The sequence below is a fragment of the Subtercola sp. Z020 genome, assembly GCF_002931235.1.
Taxonomy (GTDB): domain Bacteria; phylum Actinomycetota; class Actinomycetes; order Actinomycetales; family Microbacteriaceae; genus Subtercola.
This window is the reverse complement of the sequence record NZ_PSTT01000074.1, coordinates 19,941-35,936: the sequence shown is the minus strand read 5'-3', so window position 1 is coordinate 35,936 and position 15,996 is coordinate 19,941. Positions and strand designations below refer to the sequence as shown.

The following is a 15,996-nucleotide window of genomic DNA, read 5'->3' as shown; positions in this document are numbered from 1 at the left end:
GAGCCCGGCGAGTCCGAAGCCCTTCAGCAGAAGTCGGCGGTCCAGCTCGGACTGCGAACTGCGGTCAATCGCGTTCGCAATGAATTTCTTCTCAAACAAGGGATCTTCCTTCGATTCGGCACTGCAACAGTGGCCAAACGGCCCATACGAAGTGCTATTCGAGAGAGAGCCGCGATCAGATTGGGAATGTGCCCTGAATTGCGGGAAAACTATTCTCAGGTTTGAGTCGGTCACGGCTGACGCGCGATCACCTGAGCATCACCTCCGGCGAATTGAACCACGAGCGACTGCCTGCCACTGGCATCCGTGACAACGGCGAGGTTTGCCTGACCGGAGGCCGAGGGTGTGGGAAGACCGCCCGAGACGGCCTCGAGAGCGATGTACCCGCTGGAGTCGATGCGGAAGCGGCTGGGGTCGTTGACAGAAAGTGCGATCGACTCGTCATCGATGAGTTCACTGACGCGGGTGCCGCCAGCCCACTGCTGCGGATCGATCCCGAGGTTGTCGAACAGGGTGTTCATCGCGTTGCCGCCGAGAATGGCGAGGCGTTGCGAGGAAGTGGATCGATCTCCCCCGAAGTAGCCTCCTGTGACGATGAGGTTGCGCACCTTCTTCGAATCATCGACCTGACGGAGCCCGATGCCGAGCGGCGTGGCCCCTGTTGTCGCAAAGAACTGCGGGGCCGAGATGACGTGGCCATATCCCGATTCGATCTCGATCTCGTAGCCCCCCGGCGCCGAGTTGCCTTCGAAGCGGCAGCCCACGAGTGTGAGACCGTTGTTCGTCGAGAAGTTGTTCGAGTTGGTGACCGACCAGAGGCCTCGGCCATCGGCGTTCTTCACGCCGTTGCCAACGGCGAGGCAGTGCACCAGGATCATGCCCGACGGCGCAAGCCGGTAGCCGCCGGCGATGTTGCCGGTCGCTTCGCAGTCGTAGAAAGAAGCAGCGATGGCGTTGGTTCCCGAACATTCGATTCCCCAGGCCCTGTTGGTCAACACCTTCAGGTGGGTGAAGCGGTTGTTGTACGAATACTCGTCGTAGACGCCCGAGAGAAAGGCCTCGCGGGCGAGATAGACGCCCGACTGCGTGTTGGTGATGGTGAGTTCATCGAATGTCGAGTCGACCACCGACCGGATATAGAGTCCGTGGCCGCCGGTATCTGCGCCCTGGATCTGCAGATTAGACAGCGAGAGCCCGGAGATCTTGTTGTTGTTCGCAGGGCCGGCGGCGACACCCACCTTGCCTTGAATGGTGAGAACGTCGCCTGTGGACCCTTCGAGTTGCCGGATGATCGTGCCACGCTTCGAGCTACCTTCGATGTGCGGTCCCGGGTATCCGTACGGCGCACCCGAGGAAGGTTGTGCCTGGACTCCGGCGTAGTCGATGCGAAGATTCGTGACGTTGATCGTGCCGCCCGGGAGAATGGCGCGAGCTCCGGGGTTCAGAACAAGGGTGTCGAACATCGCCTGGATGGACGCGGTCGCATCTGGTGCTCCATCGACGAAACCGAAATCGTACGGGGTGATTGCCAGTACGTCTGCCGGCGTCGCGGGCGGAAGAGTGCCGGGCTGCGCTGAAGGCTCGGCGGCGACCGTGAGTGGTACAGCCGGCGCAGCTGCCGCACTCTGCTCGGGATGCGAGATGACGCTGTCGTCGGCGCGGAGAGAGAGGCGGGCTCCGGCGATGGAGGCGGCAACCGTTCCGGCGATGATGAGACGCCGGTCGAAGAGGGGCGGCCCTTCCGGCGCGGGCGGCTCCTGGGGGGTGTTGTCTCCTGCGGATCGTCGTGACATGAGAGTCCTCGGTGTAGTGAGTACCTATGCGGACGACGTCGTCAAGTGGCGGCCGGAAACTCGTCGGCCGATCGCTATGAACGGTAATTCGATGGTGCGGTGCAACACCCAGGCTGCGCCGAGACTCAGCACGACGCTCCCCGCAATGCAGACTACGGGGTTCACGCCGGTGAGGGCAACAAGCCGGTAGACGAGGGGGTGGATGAGATAGAGCGCATAACTCACGGCTCCGAGCCACACCAGTATCGGATGCAACTGCCCCCTGGTGAAAATGTAGAAAACGGCGAAGAGAAGCAACCCGACCAAAAACGAGAGGGAATAGTTGAACGGAGGCCACTCCGGATCGTGCTTTCCGCCGACGAAAGTGAAGATCGGAACGAGTATCAGTCCGGAGGCCACCAGTGCCTGCCAGGCACGTCGGCCGTGCTTGTCGCGGAGATACAGTGCCTGGCCGATCGCAGCGGTGTAGAGCAGCAAAGGTAGCGTCGTGGGGAGATCGACCTGTTGGATGCGGCACACGAGCTCGGCGACAACGAAGATTCCCAGCCAGACGTATCCGAGGTAGACCGCTGCTGCCAGGCGTCTGGCCATCGCGGCGGTCAGCTCCTGAACGTAGAAGAGAAGTTCGATGCCGAGGGTCCACGCGGTGGGGACGATGGTCAGCAGAGGTGTCAGCCCTTGGATCATCAGGACGTTCGCAATGAGCACCACAGGCGTGGGATCGACGGCGCCGGTCTGCGGAGCCAGCCCGGCCAGGAGAAGGAATGCGCCCAGGCTGACCCAGTACAGCGGAAAGAGCCGAAATACACGCCGAAGCACAAATACACGGGCCGATTGTCGTTCGAGGCTGAGAGGGATGACGTACCCACTCACGACGAAGAAAGCGACCACCCCGACACGCCCGAGATCGAGATATTCTCGGCTCCACGTCTCGAACATCGGAACCTGGGCTGCCAGTATGTGCTGCAGCACCACGATGACGGCCGCGACTCCGCGCACCGCCTCGAGAAAAGCGATCTTCTTCTGTGCGGTCGCAGCTGGCTGAGCCATCTGCTCAGATGCCCGCATACGATGCCTTCTCTGCGATAAGTCAGCGTTCATTTTCCCCCCGGAACAGCCCCAGTATGTCACTACGAAGCTGGTCCTTCCCGCAAAGAAGGTTCACAGGAGTCGCCTAAGATTGGCACTCAGCTTCGCCCAACCACTTCTGACCCTTCCCCGAAAGGCCGAAATGACTGTACGACGACGCGTGCCGACAGCACTTGCCACGGTTGCGACGGTACTCGCTCTCGTCAGTCTCGCCGCCTGCTCGGGCGACCCTGCCTCCCCGGCGCCTTCGTCCTCCAGCTCCGCCGGTTCCGGCTCCTCAGCGGGTACCGCCGTGCGGGTAGAGCCTCCTGTGCGGGTGGCCGTCGTCGGAGACTCGAACTCGACGGGCCACCTCGGAGACATCGACACGGGCATAGCTGCCAAAACGGCGTGGATCGCGCAGGTGGGCACCGATGACATCGAGTACGCAGGCGGATGGGCGAGAGATGGCGCCACAAGCGCGCTGATGGCTTCGCAGGTGCAGCCCGTTCCCGATGCGGATGTCGTGGTGATCATGGCAGGCACCAACGATCTGGCTGCCGGTCTGACGCTCGAACAGCTCGACGACGACATCACATCGATCGTCTCCACGGTCGGCGCGAAGAACGTCGTACTCGCCGCCATCCCGCCCATCACTCTGCGAGCGGACTATGCGGTCGAGGCGAATGCCGACCTCGAGGCACTTGCCGCGAAGAACGGCTGGTTCTTCCATGACGGGTGGGGCAATCTGCGCACGGCGGACGGGGTGTGGTCGACCCAGTACAAGGTTGACGGCATCCACACCACCAAAGCCGGTTACGGAGTCTTCGGACGCGACATGGGTGAGTTCATTCGCCAGACGTTCCTCGAGGAATAGCCCTCCCCGGGAGCCGTTCTACTGTGGCGCCTGAGCGGCCGCCACGGCCACCGAGACGAGCGGAGCCAAGGCGATGGAGGCCGAGTTCGTGAGGTGCACCCCGTCCGCGAGCAAGGGGGCACTGCCGACAAAAGACGGACACTGATTCGCGCTGCAGTACCACGTTGTGGTGTCGACGAAGCGGGCGTTTCCGCCGACGGCGGTGAAGGCCGACTTCAGCAGGGCGTCCCTGTTCTGGTAGCCCTGGGGCACTGCGGAGACGCAGTCCGACGGCTTGCTGAGCGGGGTCTGGCAGGTGTAGAGCGTCACGCCTGCCGGGGGGCGATTGAGCATGATGACCTTGCCCTGCACCGGCGCCAGGGCAGTGAGCGTCGACGTGACCCCGGTTCGCCACTCGGTGTCGGCGGCCTCGCCGGTTGCTCCGCTGGCCAGACGCACGTCATCCTCCGCTTCGGAGAGGAAGACCAGGGCCGGGTTGATCGTCGTGATCTGGCCGATCGCCCAGCTGCGGAAGTCCCCGCACTCGGGGAACCCGGCTCCGCCGGGCTTGTTCGTCTGAACGTTCGACACAGGGCAGGCGGCCAGGGCGAGAATCTGTACCTTCCAGTCGCTGCCGAGCGCTTCGCGAATGGCGGGCGCGTAGCTGATCGCGAGCGAGTCGCCGAAGATGACGGCCGTGTGCGCCGCGTCTGCGCTGGCGTTGCCGTAGGCACAGTGCTCCGTGTTCGCCTTGTTGTCTGTCTCACGCGCTGCGTCTTCACCGAGGCAGCCGTCTGTGAGCCATTCTGTCGCGATGACCGACCGGCCGTTGGTGCCGAAGTCATTCACCGACGGAGACAGTTCGGGCCAGGATTCGGCGCGAAGCGCTTCCTGGATCGCGGCCTTGCGGGCGTCCGTTGCGCTGGAGTCGGCGGCGACGCCGGTCGAGGAGATGGCCTGGGGAGCCGTCAGCGGTTGGGAGGTTCCGACTGGGGAAACCCTGCCGAAAGCGAAAACGATGATGGCCAGTGATGCCGCAGCGATGAAAATGAGGGCTCCGACACTGATTTTCGTGCCGGCCGGGACGACGCGACGGCGGTGACCGTTCCTCTTCTTCGGCGAGATACGCAGGAACGACGAGCGTCGGATCGGGTCTTCGATGAAGTGGAACGAGAGCACGGAGAGCACGAGCATGATCGCGAGCGACAGCACGATGTACAGCACGCTGGAGGAGCCGAGGAAGACCGCCATGAAGATGATGACCGGGAAGTGCCACAGGTAGAGCGAGTAGGAGATACGACCGACGTAGCGCATGACCGGATTGTCGATCGGCGCCAGGAATCGGCGCGGGCCGGTGATGCCGGCGGCGACGATCAAGCACGTGGAGATCACGGGGAGCGCTGCTCCGGGAGCGGGGAACAGCTGTTCGGGAGTGATCAGGAATGCTGACGCGACGATCCCCAGGATGCCGAGCCAGGCGAGTACCGGACGGAGGGCGGCCGGGAGCTTTCCCAGCTGGGTGGCGAATGCGGCTATGGCGGCTCCCGCCGCGAGTTCCCACGTGCGGCTGAAGGTGTCGAAGTAGGCTACGGCCGGGTTGGTGATGGAGGAGTAGACGCCGAAGGCAAAGGACAGCGCCACGACGAGCACGAAGATGACGCCGACCAGTTCGGACTGGCGATTCTTGTGGTCCCGCGCCGTCGACGTCGAAAGCTTGATGCGCTTTCGCGAGCGGAAGGCGACGAGAAGAGCGAGCGTCAACCAAGGCCAGACGAGGTAGAACTGCTCCTCGACCGACAGAGACCAGTAGTGCTGCAGAGGGGAAATGGCGCCGGTGGCCTGGAAGTAGTCTGTGCCGACCGATGCGAAATGCCAGTTCGCCGAGAAGAAGACGGCCCAGAGGCCATCGCTCAGAATCTCTTGGGCGCGCGGCAGGCTCAGCACGAAGAATCCGACGACGACGGTGACGACGATGACCAGAATGGCCGCCGGGGCGATTCGGCGAACGCGGCGCGCGTAGAAATCGAGGAACGAGATGGTCTGCGACTTCTGGTATTCGCGCAGCAGCAGACCGGTGATGAGGAATCCGCTCAGCACGAAGAAGACATCGACACCGATGAATCCGCCGATCGGCCACCCGATCAGGTGGTCGAGAATGACAAGAGTGACGGCGATGGCCCGAAGGCCTTCGATGTCACCACGGAAGTACTTTCGCGGAACTCCGGGAACCGGTTCTGCTCTCGAAGACGTCGAAGTGGATGTGGTCATGTGCGTGCTCCCCGTACGGCACAGTACGCGCCAGTTTCGATCAGATCATACTTGAGGCAGTCGAACGCTCCGAATGAGCGCAGTTGCAAGGCCGCTTTTCGCGGCGGCATAATGTGCCGGCAGCAACGAGCATCCCTCTTGGTATGTAAAGATACTAAAACACTGGCCATCGTCGGCCCCGGGGGCCAGACGGCTGTCTATTGAGGGAAATACCACCGTGCACATTCGAAATTATCTGAGGGTTCTGCAACGCAGTTGGATCTTGATTGCGGGAATCATTCTGGTTTCGGTTGCCGCATCGGCGACATACGCCATCGTGCAGACGCCGCTCTACCAAGCCTCGACGAAGGTCTACGTATCGACATCGTCGTCGGCGACCACGGCGGAACTGCAGCAGGGCAACACCTTCACCCAGCAGGCAGTGAAGACCTACGCCGACCTTGTTTCGACTCCCATTGTGCTCGATCCGGTCATTGCGCAGTACGGCCTCGCCGCCACCTCTGACGAACTCGCGAAGTCGGTCACGGCTACTGCGCCCCTCGACACGACGATCATCGAGATCACTGTGACCAGCGATTCCGCGGCCGATGCCGCGACCATCGCCAACGCGGTGGCCACGAGCTTCTCCACCAACGTTCCGGCTCTCGTGCCCGAAGCCGCCGATGGTACGCCCCAGGTGAAGATCTCCAGCGTGAAGGCTGCAACAGCGCCGCTGAAGCCGACGTCGCCGAACGTTCCGCTGAACATCGCCCTCGGCCTCATCGTCGGATTGCTCGTCGGTCTCGGGCTGGCCTTCCTGCGTGAAGCCCTGGACAACCGTATCCGCAGCCAGCGTGATACCGAGCTGATCACGACGGCTCCCGTGCTCGGTGCGATCTTCTTCGATCCCCGCGCTGCAGAGCGACCTCTGGTCGTGCACGCCGAACCCAAGAGTCCACAGGCCGAGTCCTACCGTTCCCTCCGAACGAACCTGCAGTTCTTGGAGTTCGCCGACCTCCCACACACGATCGTCATCACGTCGTCCGTTGCTGCTGAGGGCAAGTCGAGTGTGAGTTCCAATCTGGCGATCGCTCTTGCCGACGCGAACTCCAGCGTCATCGTCATCGACGCCGACCTTCGACGTCCGCGACTGGCCTCCTACTTGGGGCTCGAGGGCGCGGTCGGACTCACGGATGTCCTCATCGGACGGGTCGAGCTCGCGGATGCTCTGCAGCAGTGGGGTGAACGCGAGATGTATGTGCTTCCAGCGGGTTCGATTCCGCCGAACCCCAGCGAGTTGCTCGGCGGCCCGGCGATGAAGAAGCTCCTGGCTACTCTGGAATCCGAGTTCGACACCGTCATCATCGACGCTCCACCGCTCCTTCCTGTCACCGACGCAGCGATCCTGGCGAAAGCCACTCGCGGCGCCATTGTCGTGGCATCCGCAGGGAAGGTGCACAAGGCTCAGCTACGAAGTGCAATCGACATTCTCGACAATGTCGGCGCTACGGTGCTCGGTCTCGTCCTGACCATGCTTCCGACGCGCGGGGCTGACGCGTACGGCTATGGACACTACAGTTACGCCTACGCCGAAGACGAGACATCGTCAGCGAGCGCAGAGCCAGTTCAGCCGGTGAATGATGCGCCGGTGGCCAAAACCTAGAGCCCGTGGCTGAACTCAGTCTGCGAGACCGCGCCAAAGCTCGTGCCCGCAAAGCCAACTCTGAACCCTTCGTCATCCTCTTCGTCTGCACCGGCAACATCTGTCGGTCTCCGCTCGCTGAGCAGCTCTTCGCAGCCGGCATCGACACGGTCGGGCTCTCGGAGCGGATACGCGTGCACAGTGCGGGAACGTCTGCGCTGACCGGACAGGGAATGCCCGCTCAGGCGGCCGCCCTCTCCACCGCGCTCGGCGCGCATCCGGAGCACCACCAGGCCCGCGACATCTCGCCCGAAATGGTCCAGGACGCTGATATCGTTCTGGCGCTGGCGAGGGAACACCGCGGCGCGGTTGTGCAGATGGTCCCTCGCGCTGCCTCCCGCACGTTCACCCTGATCGAGTTCGCGCGCCTTCTTCAGGCAGCGTCGCTCGATTTTCGAATGGACTCCGAGCCGCAGCCCGATGCGCTACCCGGGCTTCTCAGGGATCTGGTCGAACGAGCGTCGCGCTTCCGTGGTGTCGTCGGATCTCCGGCAGATCCCGAGAGCGACGACGTGCTCGATCCGTACCGGCGGTCGCAGCAGAGTTACGACCTGTCGGCGCAGCAGATCACGCAGGCGACGAAAGTGATCGTTGCCGCCTTGGAACAGATCGGCGGTGCGCGAGCGTGAGCGGTCCGAGCGGTTCGGGACCGAAAACCTACCGTCAGCGGTGGCAGCAGCTCTACGCCCGGCGTCTGCGAGTGAGTGACACGATTCTCGTGGTGCTCACCGTCATCGTCGCTCAGCTGGTGCAGTTCGGCTGGGAGTCGACCCCCGTCGCGCCGGTCGGCGACAGGGACGGTTTTGACCTCGACTACCCGATCGTCTCCATCATTCTGGTCATTGCCTGGTCGTTGCTGCTGGTGCTCTATGGCACCCGGGAGCCTCGCGTGCTCGGTTCGGGTGCGCCCGAGTACAAAGCGGTGTTCCACGCGGGCGTGGCCCTCTTCGGCGTCGTCGCTGTGGTGGCCGTATTCTTCAAGGCGGACCTCGGGCGAGGGTATCTGCTGATCACAGTGCCTGCTGGCACGCTCGTTCTCGTTCTCTCCCGCTGGTTTCATCGGGAATGGCTGCAGTCCCAGCGTAAGAAAGGTCGACTGTCGTCGGGTGTGATCCTTGTGGGTTCGGATGACACCGCCAGCCATGTGGCGCGGCAATTGCTCCGGGCTCCGGCGGCGGGTTACCGAATCGTCGGGGCCTGCCTCGTCGAGAACGGGTCGCTTTCCGTCGTCTCGGGAACGGACATTCCTGTGCTCGGAGGAATCGAGTCTGCCCTGATAGCACTGGAGACAACGGCTGCGGACACTCTCGTGGTCACCGACAGCGCCGTGTTGTCGCCGGACGGAATGCGGGAACTCGGGTGGAGCCTCGAACCGGGGCGCCACCACTTGGTGATGGCCCCCAGCCTCACCGGAGTGAGTGGCCCGCGCATCCACTCCAGTCCTGTCGCTGGGCTTCCCCTGATCCACGTCGAGATTCCACGCTTCGATGGAGGCCGCTGGATCGTCAAGCGACTGTTCGACATCGTCGCCTCTTCTCTGCTGCTGATCATCCTGCTGCCGGCGTTCGTGATCGTCAGTCTGCTGGTGAAGCTTTCCAGCAGAGGGCCTGTCTTCTATGGACAGGAACGGATCGGGTTGAACGGCCAGCCCTTCTCCATGTTCAAGTTCCGTTCGATGACCGACGGAGCCGATGAGCAGCTGAAGCAGCTGCTCGAAGCTCAGGGCACGAGCGACGTGCCACTGTTCAAGGTGAAGGACGATCCGCGGGTGACGCCGGTGGGTCGCGTGCTGCGCAAGTACTCGATCGACGAGTTCCCGCAGCTGATCAACGTGTTTCTGGGCGAGATGAGTCTGGTCGGACCACGCCCCCAGCGTGAGCCTGAGGTGGCACTCTATGACTCGGTGGCTCGCCGCCGGCTGCTCCTCAAGCCAGGGATGAGCGGGCTTTGGCAGGTGAGCGGACGATCGAACCTGTCGTGGGAAGATGCCATACGGCTCGATCTCTACTACGTCGAGAATTGGTCGATATTCGGGGACATTTCGATCCTGCTGCGAACCGTTCGGCAAGTTGTACTACCTGAGGGGGCAGAGTGATGCGAGATCTGATTGTGCATGAGTGGATAGAGAAGTCCGGGGGATCCGAGGTCGTTCTCGATGCGATGGTGGCGGCTCTACCCGACGCCGACATCTTCTGTCTGTGGAAAGACGATTCGGCTCGATATACGGATCGTCGACTGAAGGAAAGTTGGATCGCCCGTACCCCTCTGCGTCGGTCGAAGGCACTGTCCCTCCCCGTGATGCCGCCCACCTGGGCGCGAACAGACACCTCGGACTACGACAGGGCGCTGGTGAGTTCTCATCTGTTCGCCCACCAGGTCGGCGGTGCGTCGTCGAAGCGGCGTGCCGACAAGACCTTCGTGTATGTGCACACGCCAGCCCGTTACGTCTGGACCCCCGAACTCGACAAGCGCGGGTCGAGCCCGTTGGTCAAGGCGGCCGCGGCGGTGCTGAAGCCCTACGACCGTCGGGCATCCGGCTGGGCGACGGCACTCGCGGCAAACAGCGAATTCGTGAAGGAGCGCATTGCAGAGACCTGGGGGCGCGACTCTGTCGTCATCTACCCGCCGGTCAATGTCGCTCACATCGCCGCAGAGCCGGCTTGGTCGACGCGGTTGGGAGACGCCGACCGCGCGATCTTCGACAGCCTGCCCGACGAATTCGTGCTCGGTGCCTCGCGCTTTGTTCCCTATAAGGCTCTGGATGTCGTCATTGCCACCGGTGAGGCGGCCGGTCTGCCCGTCGTGCTGGCCGGGGACGGGCCCGACCGACCCAACCTGGAGGCGTTGGCGGCCTCGGCACGTGTGCCGGTCATCTTCGTCGGGCGACCATCGGACGAGCTGCTCTACTCCCTCTACCAGGCAGCGACCGTCTATGTCTTCCCGGGCATCGAGGACTTCGGCATCATGCCGGTTGAAGCCATGGCGGCGGGTGCGCGCGTGCTGGTCGGCAGTGTCGGCGGGGCGACGGAATCCGTGCTCGACGGTGTCACCGGCGTTCATGTCGACGACTGGACCGGGAGGGCACTTGGCGAGGCGGTCTCCAAGGCCGCCTTGCTGGACCATACGGTCGCCGTCGACAGAGCCCGCGAGTTCGACGTCAGTCGCTTCCGATCGGAATACCTCGCATGGATCGACCAGACCTGATGGCGGCGTCCCGTCCGATCGTCGTCAATGGTGCATTCCGGCCTCAGGCCGTCAGCGGCCAGCAGCGTTATGCCCGCGAGATCGCCGATCGGCTTGTCGGCGAGGCCGGTGTGACGGAAGCGTCGCCCTCCGGTTGGTTCGCGAGGAGCGCCCTCCGGACATGGGCCTGGGTCTTCGGCGTTCTTCCGATCCGGCGGCGCAGCGACGTTCTGGTGACGCTCACGAGCCGCGGTCCGCTCGCGCACCCGCGCCAGGTCGTCGTGGTGCACGATCTGTTCGTCATCACCAATCCCGAGTGGTACTCCCGCAAGTATGTGCTCTCGCACGCCCCCCTCCTGAAGGCTCAGCTGCGGTCTGCGAAGACCGTGGCCGTCGTGAGTGAACCTGTGGCCCGTCAAGTAGCGGAGTCCGGGCTCACCAGAGCCCGGATCGTCGTTGCGCCCAACGCGCCGAGTGCGCAGTTCCTGGATGCGCCCGACGCAGTCGACCAGCCACTGCTCGGGCGGCTCGGCATCACGGCCGACCGCTTCCTCCTCGCCGTGGGCAACCTCGATCCACGCAAGAACTTCGACAGGCTCGCGCGAGCTTTCGCGAGCCTTGATCCGGCCGTGCGTGCGGAGTGCCCGCTCGTCGTCGTCGGAGGGGTGAATGCGACGGTGTTCGCCTCGGTCGGTATCGAGTGGCCGACAGAGACGATCCTCGCGGGGTACGTGAGCGATCCGGAGCTCGCCGCCCTGTATCGCTCTGCGCGCGGCGTCGTCTTCCCGAGCCTGGCAGAGGGTTTCGGACTGCCGATGGTCGAGGCTGCCGTCTCAGGCGCGAGGCTGTCCGTCTCTGATATCGGAGTCTTCCGATGGATCGCCGGGGACGCCGTGTCGTACTTCGACCCAACCTCGGTGGAGGCGATAGCCGGTGCTCTGCTCGGCCTCATTGAGGCAGACGACGACATCGACGAGTCGTTCGGAGCCGACATCCGGGCCCGCTTCGACTGGGACCAGAGCGCCGCCACGATCAGTGAGGCGAGCCGGCGGGTCGCCTCACAGTGAGCTGGCACCGACTCAGACTGCTCCTGCCCGTGATGGCGGCCGGATTGACGCGAGTCATCCAGCTCATCGTGCTCGTGGTGCTTCTGGCTCTGAGTTCGGGCTCCGAGCAGAGCACTCTCGTGGCTGGCTTCGCGCTTCTCAGTTCGTTCGCCATCTTCACCGACTCCGGTGCGTCGAGCTACCTGCTCTCCGTGCCCAAGCACCAGCTCGGGCGCATCGTGCACGGGCAGGCGACGGGGGTTCACATCCTCCTCTCGACCCTGGGAGCGCTGGCCGCCGTTGCGATCACCCTGAGTTCGTCGGGTTCTGCTGTCACGACGGCTGTGGTGCTCGTGCTCAGTGGACTGGGCGTCAGTCAGATCTGTGACAGCGTCACGCGTACGACACGTGCACCGCAGCTGGTACACCGGCGTGACGCCCACTACGCCGTGCCAGACGTCGCGCTGGTGCTCGCGAAGGCACCCGTGCTCGTGCTCGCTGTGGTGTTCGACCGGGTCGAGCTGCTCGCCCTGCTGGCTGTTCCGTCACTCATCATCGTGCTCGTGACCTACGCGGCCAATCGTCGCGCGCTCGAACCCGTCGAGGCCGAACCGCAGCGTGTGTTCCGGTCGATTGCCGAGTTCGGGCTCTCCGGATCGCTGAGCGCACTCTATTCCCAGGCTCCGCTGGTCATCGGGACCGCGCTGCTCGGCGTTGACGCGATTGCGCCGCTTGCCGTCGCCTACCGGGTCGCGCAACCGCTGGAAGTCATCCCGGCCACCATCTCGCAGCAGCTGATTCCGCGCGTACGCACCCTCGGGCATTCGTTCGTGCGTTACTGGCTTCTCTTCGTCGGGCTCGGGCTGGCCTGCGCCGCCGTGCTCATCGTGGCGCAGGATCTGGTGCGCGCCGTGCTCGGCAGTGAACACTTCGACAGCCTGGTGTTCGTTCTGATCGTGCTGTCGATGGGTCCGAAGTTCGGCAATTACGCTCTTGTCGCCTATTCGATGGGGTCGGGATACATTCGGCAACGTCTCATCGCGACGATCACCGTCGGTATCATCGCCGTCACCCTCACGCTCGTGGCCTGCCTTTTGTTCGGCAACACCGCGCTCGCTACGGTCACCCTCGTGAGCGAGCTGACGCTCGCCGCTGTCCTCTCTCTGCTTATCCGGGCCCGGTCAAGAAAAGTCGTCGTATCGTGAAAATCCTGATCATCTCCGCCGACCGCACCACGTCGTCAGGGCATCCGCAGAACATCGGCGATGCATTCCTGACCGACGCTCTCTCGGCGTCACTCCGCCGGTCGGGCTATGAGGTCGTCATCGCCGACTTCGGTGTGGCCGATCGCGTCGGTTCGACCGAGACTCGAATGCGAGTGGGCGGCATCAGGGGGCTCGCCGGAGTGATCCGCGGGGCGGACGCCGTTCTCGTGGGCGGTGGAACGCTGCTTCAGGACGACCAGCCCGATCGGCCTTTCGCCGGGCTGCCGCGGCTCTGCCTGACGGCCGCGGTACTCGCACGAGCGCTCGGCAAGAAGTTCGTCGTCTTCGGCGTGGGCGTCGATCCGGTTCGTCGGAGAAGAGCCCGCTCGGCCATCTCCCTCACCCTTCGACTGGCGCGCGTGTGGGTGCGGGATTCCGCCTCACAGGCGCGTGCCGCAGCGCTGATGTCGCGGCATCCGGAAGTCAGCGGAGACGTCAGTCTCTTCGACTACAGCCCCCGCGAACCCGGCACCGCGCTCGAGAGGCCGGGGACGGGCGCCCTTCTCGCCTTGAACCGCCGCGAGGCGGCATCCCTCACGATTGAGCAGATCGGTGCGCTTCGCACGCGGTGGGGCGCCGTGCAGTTCGTTTCGATGGATCAGGGCGAGGATTGGGATGGCCGGAGCCTGAGCGCACCTGTTTCCGCCCTGCTCGGGGCCGACGACGAGGGTCACTCGTGGCAAACGGTGCGCTCGACGATCTCGCAGGCAGATGTCGTCATAGCTTCACGGATGCACGCCCTGTACATGGGTGTTCTCTCGGCGGTTCCCGTGGTGGCCATCTCGGGCTTCGCGAAGGTGGATGCCTTCGCTTCGGACTTCCACGTCGAGACGGCAGCTACCATCGGAGAGGCGACAGAACGAACCGGGCGGGTCGACACCGCTGCTGTCGAGGCCGCCGTTGCCGCTCTGGAGGCGGCGAAGTCGGGCCTGATGACGTATCTGGGAGGAGCGCGATGAAATCGGTGATCATCTTCGCCGCGGGCGCTGTCGTGGCAATACTCGCCTCCCTGGCGGCAGTCTCCCTCCTCGACCAGGCCGTTTCGTACCCGACGATGATCGCGATCCTCGCGGTCGTGCTTCTCGCAGCTCTGACACGCGAACTGGTCGTCTTCCGTGACCCGCTGACACCGGCTGGTGTCGTTGCGATCACCGGGCTGCTGCTGTTCGTGCTCCGCCCCCTCACCATCATGTGGAACCGGGTCACCAGTCCGGGCGCCATAGCCGATTCCCGCGACTTCACTCCGACCCTGATTCTTGCGGGCAGTGCGGCGCTCGTCGAGTGCCTCATCTTCTTCTGCGCGTTCTTCCTGGTCTACTACTTCATCACCGTGAACCGGGAGCGCAACGCGCTGGCAGACTTCGGGATGCCCCGGCGCCGACGCTCCGTCGACTCGAACGCACTTCAGGCCGTCGTGATCATCGCCTCTGCGGTGGCCGTCGGCGCGCTCGGCTATCTCGTGCTCAGTTCGGGCGGGCCTGGGGCATACTTTGCTGGGCTGGCGAACCGGAGCGACTTCCTCTCGGGCAAGTCGTTCCTTGTTCTGGGCTATGTTCCCGTGCAGATCGCACTCGTTGCAAACGTGGTGCACCGGCGGCAGGCGGGGCTGCCTGTCTGGCACAACTGGGTCAACCTGGTGGGGCTGATCAGTCTTGCCATCTGCGGAGTCGCGGCTGGCGGCCGTGGCCCGCTCGTCGTCGGAGTCGTGCTGCCGCTCGTGCTGCTGAAGCAGATCGGTCCGAAACCGTTCAAGCTCCGAACCATCGCGACTCTCGGGTTGGCGCTCGTCATCATCGCCATTTCGTACAGCATCGTCGTGCGGAACGCGAACTTCGACCAGGGGCGCTCGTTGAACCAGCTCGCGAGCGACCCGGTCGGTGTGCTGCTCGACCAAGTCACCAGTGGTGCCGAGACCAGGCCCTTCGACAGTCTGATACGACTGAACGAAGTGGTCGCCCAGGATCCCGACTTCGAGTTCCAGCGAGGGGCGACCTATGCGGCTGTGCCGGCTTGGTTCGTACCTCGGGCGGTCTGGGCGAACAAGCCGAGCGGCGGTGGGAACACGTGGTTCACCAGCACGTACGTTCCTCGCTTCTACGGTACGACCAAGGTCGAGACCAGCCTCTCTGCTGTTGGTGAGGCCTACGGCAACTTCGGTCATGGCGGGGTGGCCGTGGCCGGGGCGCTGATGGCGCTGCTCGCGTCGACGTTGACGCGCAGTCGGCTCCGGGAGCGCGGCGTGCTGGGTCTCACGATCAGTGTGAGCCTGACGCCCATCCTGTTCTCACTCATTCGTGGAGACGCCTACCAGGGTGGGTCTCTCACGATCGCGACAGTTCTCCTCGCCACCGTGATGTACCTGGTGGTGTCGCGGCCCTATACACCCGAGCGGGCGCCGCTGGCACCCGGGAAGAAGCCGCCGGCGCTCATTCGGGCATGATCGGCTTCTCGGCTTTGTCGAGCGAGACGGGTTGTGCCGGGACGGCGGGCGCTACCGCTACTGACGGGGAGTCCTCGAGCAGTGCATCCCGAATGATGCGTCGCGGGTCGTATTGGCGGGGGTCGAGTTTCTTCCACTCGACATCGTCGAAGTCAGGCCCCATTTCCTCCCTGACGCGCTCTTTAGCCGTGGCAGTGTATCCGCGCAGTTGGCGAACCAGCTGGCCGAGGCGCCCCGCATAGAGCGGCAGCTTCGTCGGACCAATGATGAAAGCCGCAACGACACCGATGAGGATGAGTTTCTCGAAAGTCAGACCGAACATGGATTCACAGTGTTTCTCGTGTCGGGCGAGTGGTGCGTGAGGTTGTAAAGACCGATGGCGGGCCGTCTCGAACA

13 protein-coding genes are annotated in these 15,996 nt (G+C 63.9%); 9 read left to right on the top strand and 4 right to left on the bottom strand.

Annotated features, from left to right (window positions below; genetic code table 11):
• Positions 1-230: 230 nt before the first annotated feature.
• Positions 231-1,793: a right-handed parallel beta-helix repeat-containing protein gene (locus C5B96_RS10130; protein WP_104245250.1), complete on the bottom strand. Its 1,563-nt coding sequence runs from the start codon at positions 1,791-1,793 to the stop codon at positions 231-233.
• Between the two features lie 24 nt (positions 1,794-1,817).
• Positions 1,818-2,861 (bottom strand): acyltransferase, encoded by a 1,044-nt coding sequence (locus C5B96_RS10125; protein ID WP_233189118.1) that lies wholly within the window; start codon positions 2,859-2,861, stop codon positions 1,818-1,820.
• 337 nt (positions 2,862-3,198) lie between these two features.
• Between C5B96_RS10125 and C5B96_RS10120 the strand changes: the two genes are divergently transcribed.
• On the top strand, positions 3,199-3,738 hold the full coding sequence (locus C5B96_RS10120) for a GDSL-type esterase/lipase family protein (protein ID WP_158507162.1): 540 nt from the start codon (positions 3,199-3,201) through the stop codon (positions 3,736-3,738).
• 18 nt (positions 3,739-3,756) lie between these two features.
• On the opposite strand, the gene C5B96_RS10115 is transcribed toward C5B96_RS10120, so the two are convergent.
• Positions 3,757-5,985, bottom strand: a complete 2,229-nt coding sequence (locus C5B96_RS10115) for an acyltransferase family protein (RefSeq protein ID WP_104245248.1) — start codon at positions 5,983-5,985, stop codon at positions 3,757-3,759.
• Between the two features lie 217 nt (positions 5,986-6,202).
• Here C5B96_RS10115 and C5B96_RS10110 point away from each other — a divergent pair, with 217 nt between their 5' ends.
• From C5B96_RS10110 to C5B96_RS10075, 8 genes are all read left to right on the top strand, one after another.
• Positions 6,203-7,627, top strand: a complete 1,425-nt coding sequence (locus C5B96_RS10110; protein WP_104245247.1) for a polysaccharide biosynthesis tyrosine autokinase — start codon at positions 6,203-6,205, stop codon at positions 7,625-7,627.
• 5 nt (positions 7,628-7,632) lie between these two features.
• Positions 7,633-8,295 carry a low molecular weight phosphatase family protein gene (locus C5B96_RS10105; protein ID WP_104245246.1) on the top strand — a complete coding sequence of 221 codons (663 nt, stop codon included), beginning with the start codon at positions 7,633-7,635 and terminating at the stop codon, positions 8,293-8,295.
• A 71-nt stretch (positions 8,296-8,366) separates the two neighbouring features.
• Positions 8,367-9,761: a sugar transferase gene (locus tag C5B96_RS10100; RefSeq protein ID WP_233189116.1), complete on the top strand. Its 1,395-nt coding sequence runs from the start codon at positions 8,367-8,369 to the stop codon at positions 9,759-9,761.
• Positions 9,761-10,870 (top strand): glycosyltransferase, encoded by a 1,110-nt coding sequence (locus C5B96_RS10095; protein ID WP_104245244.1) that lies wholly within the window; start codon positions 9,761-9,763, stop codon positions 10,868-10,870. Before C5B96_RS10100 ends, C5B96_RS10095 begins: the two co-directional genes overlap by 1 nt.
• Complete coding sequence (locus C5B96_RS10090; protein WP_233189115.1) at positions 10,852-11,916, top strand: glycosyltransferase family 1 protein; 1,065 nt, start codon at positions 10,852-10,854, stop codon at positions 11,914-11,916. The genes C5B96_RS10095 and C5B96_RS10090 overlap by 19 nt, the downstream gene beginning before the upstream one ends.
• Before the next feature lie 44 nt (positions 11,917-11,960).
• Positions 11,961-13,100 carry a lipopolysaccharide biosynthesis protein gene (locus C5B96_RS10085; protein WP_233189114.1) on the top strand — a complete coding sequence of 380 codons (1,140 nt, stop codon included), beginning with the start codon at positions 11,961-11,963 and terminating at the stop codon, positions 13,098-13,100.
• Entirely contained in the window at positions 13,097-14,119 is a 1,023-nt protein-coding gene (locus tag C5B96_RS10080) for a polysaccharide pyruvyl transferase family protein (protein ID WP_104245241.1), read from the top strand. Before C5B96_RS10085 ends, C5B96_RS10080 begins: the two co-directional genes overlap by 4 nt.
• Positions 14,116-15,600, top strand: coding sequence for an O-antigen polymerase (locus tag C5B96_RS10075; RefSeq protein ID WP_104245240.1), 1,485 nt, complete (start codon positions 14,116-14,118; stop codon positions 15,598-15,600). Before C5B96_RS10080 ends, C5B96_RS10075 begins: the two co-directional genes overlap by 4 nt.
• Here C5B96_RS10075 and C5B96_RS10070 read toward each other — a convergent pair.
• Positions 15,587-15,922: a twin-arginine translocase TatA/TatE family subunit gene (locus C5B96_RS10070; protein WP_104245239.1), complete on the bottom strand. Its 336-nt coding sequence runs from the start codon at positions 15,920-15,922 to the stop codon at positions 15,587-15,589. The two genes, C5B96_RS10075 and C5B96_RS10070, sit on opposite strands and share 14 nt — an antisense overlap.
• Positions 15,923-15,996: the final 74 nt, after the last annotated feature.

Coding starts and splice junctions, on each gene's coding strand:
- C5B96_RS10070 (WP_104245239.1), bottom strand. CDS start 15,922: ATGTTCGGTCTGACTTTCGAGAAACTCATCCTCATCGGTGTCGTTGCG.
- C5B96_RS10130 (WP_104245250.1), bottom strand. CDS start 1,793: ATGTCACGACGATCCGCAGGAGACAACACCCCCCAGGAGCCGCCCGCG.
- C5B96_RS10125 (WP_233189118.1), bottom strand. CDS start 2,861: ATGCGGGCATCTGAGCAGATGGCTCAGCCAGCTGCGACCGCACAGAAG.
- C5B96_RS10115 (WP_104245248.1), bottom strand. CDS start 5,985: ATGACCACATCCACTTCGACGTCTTCGAGAGCAGAACCGGTTCCCGGA.
- C5B96_RS10090 (WP_233189115.1), top strand. CDS start 10,852: ATGGATCGACCAGACCTGATGGCGGCGTCCCGTCCGATCGTCGTCAAT.
- C5B96_RS10095 (WP_104245244.1), top strand. CDS start 9,761: ATGCGAGATCTGATTGTGCATGAGTGGATAGAGAAGTCCGGGGGATCC.
- C5B96_RS10075 (WP_104245240.1), top strand. CDS start 14,116: ATGAAATCGGTGATCATCTTCGCCGCGGGCGCTGTCGTGGCAATACTC.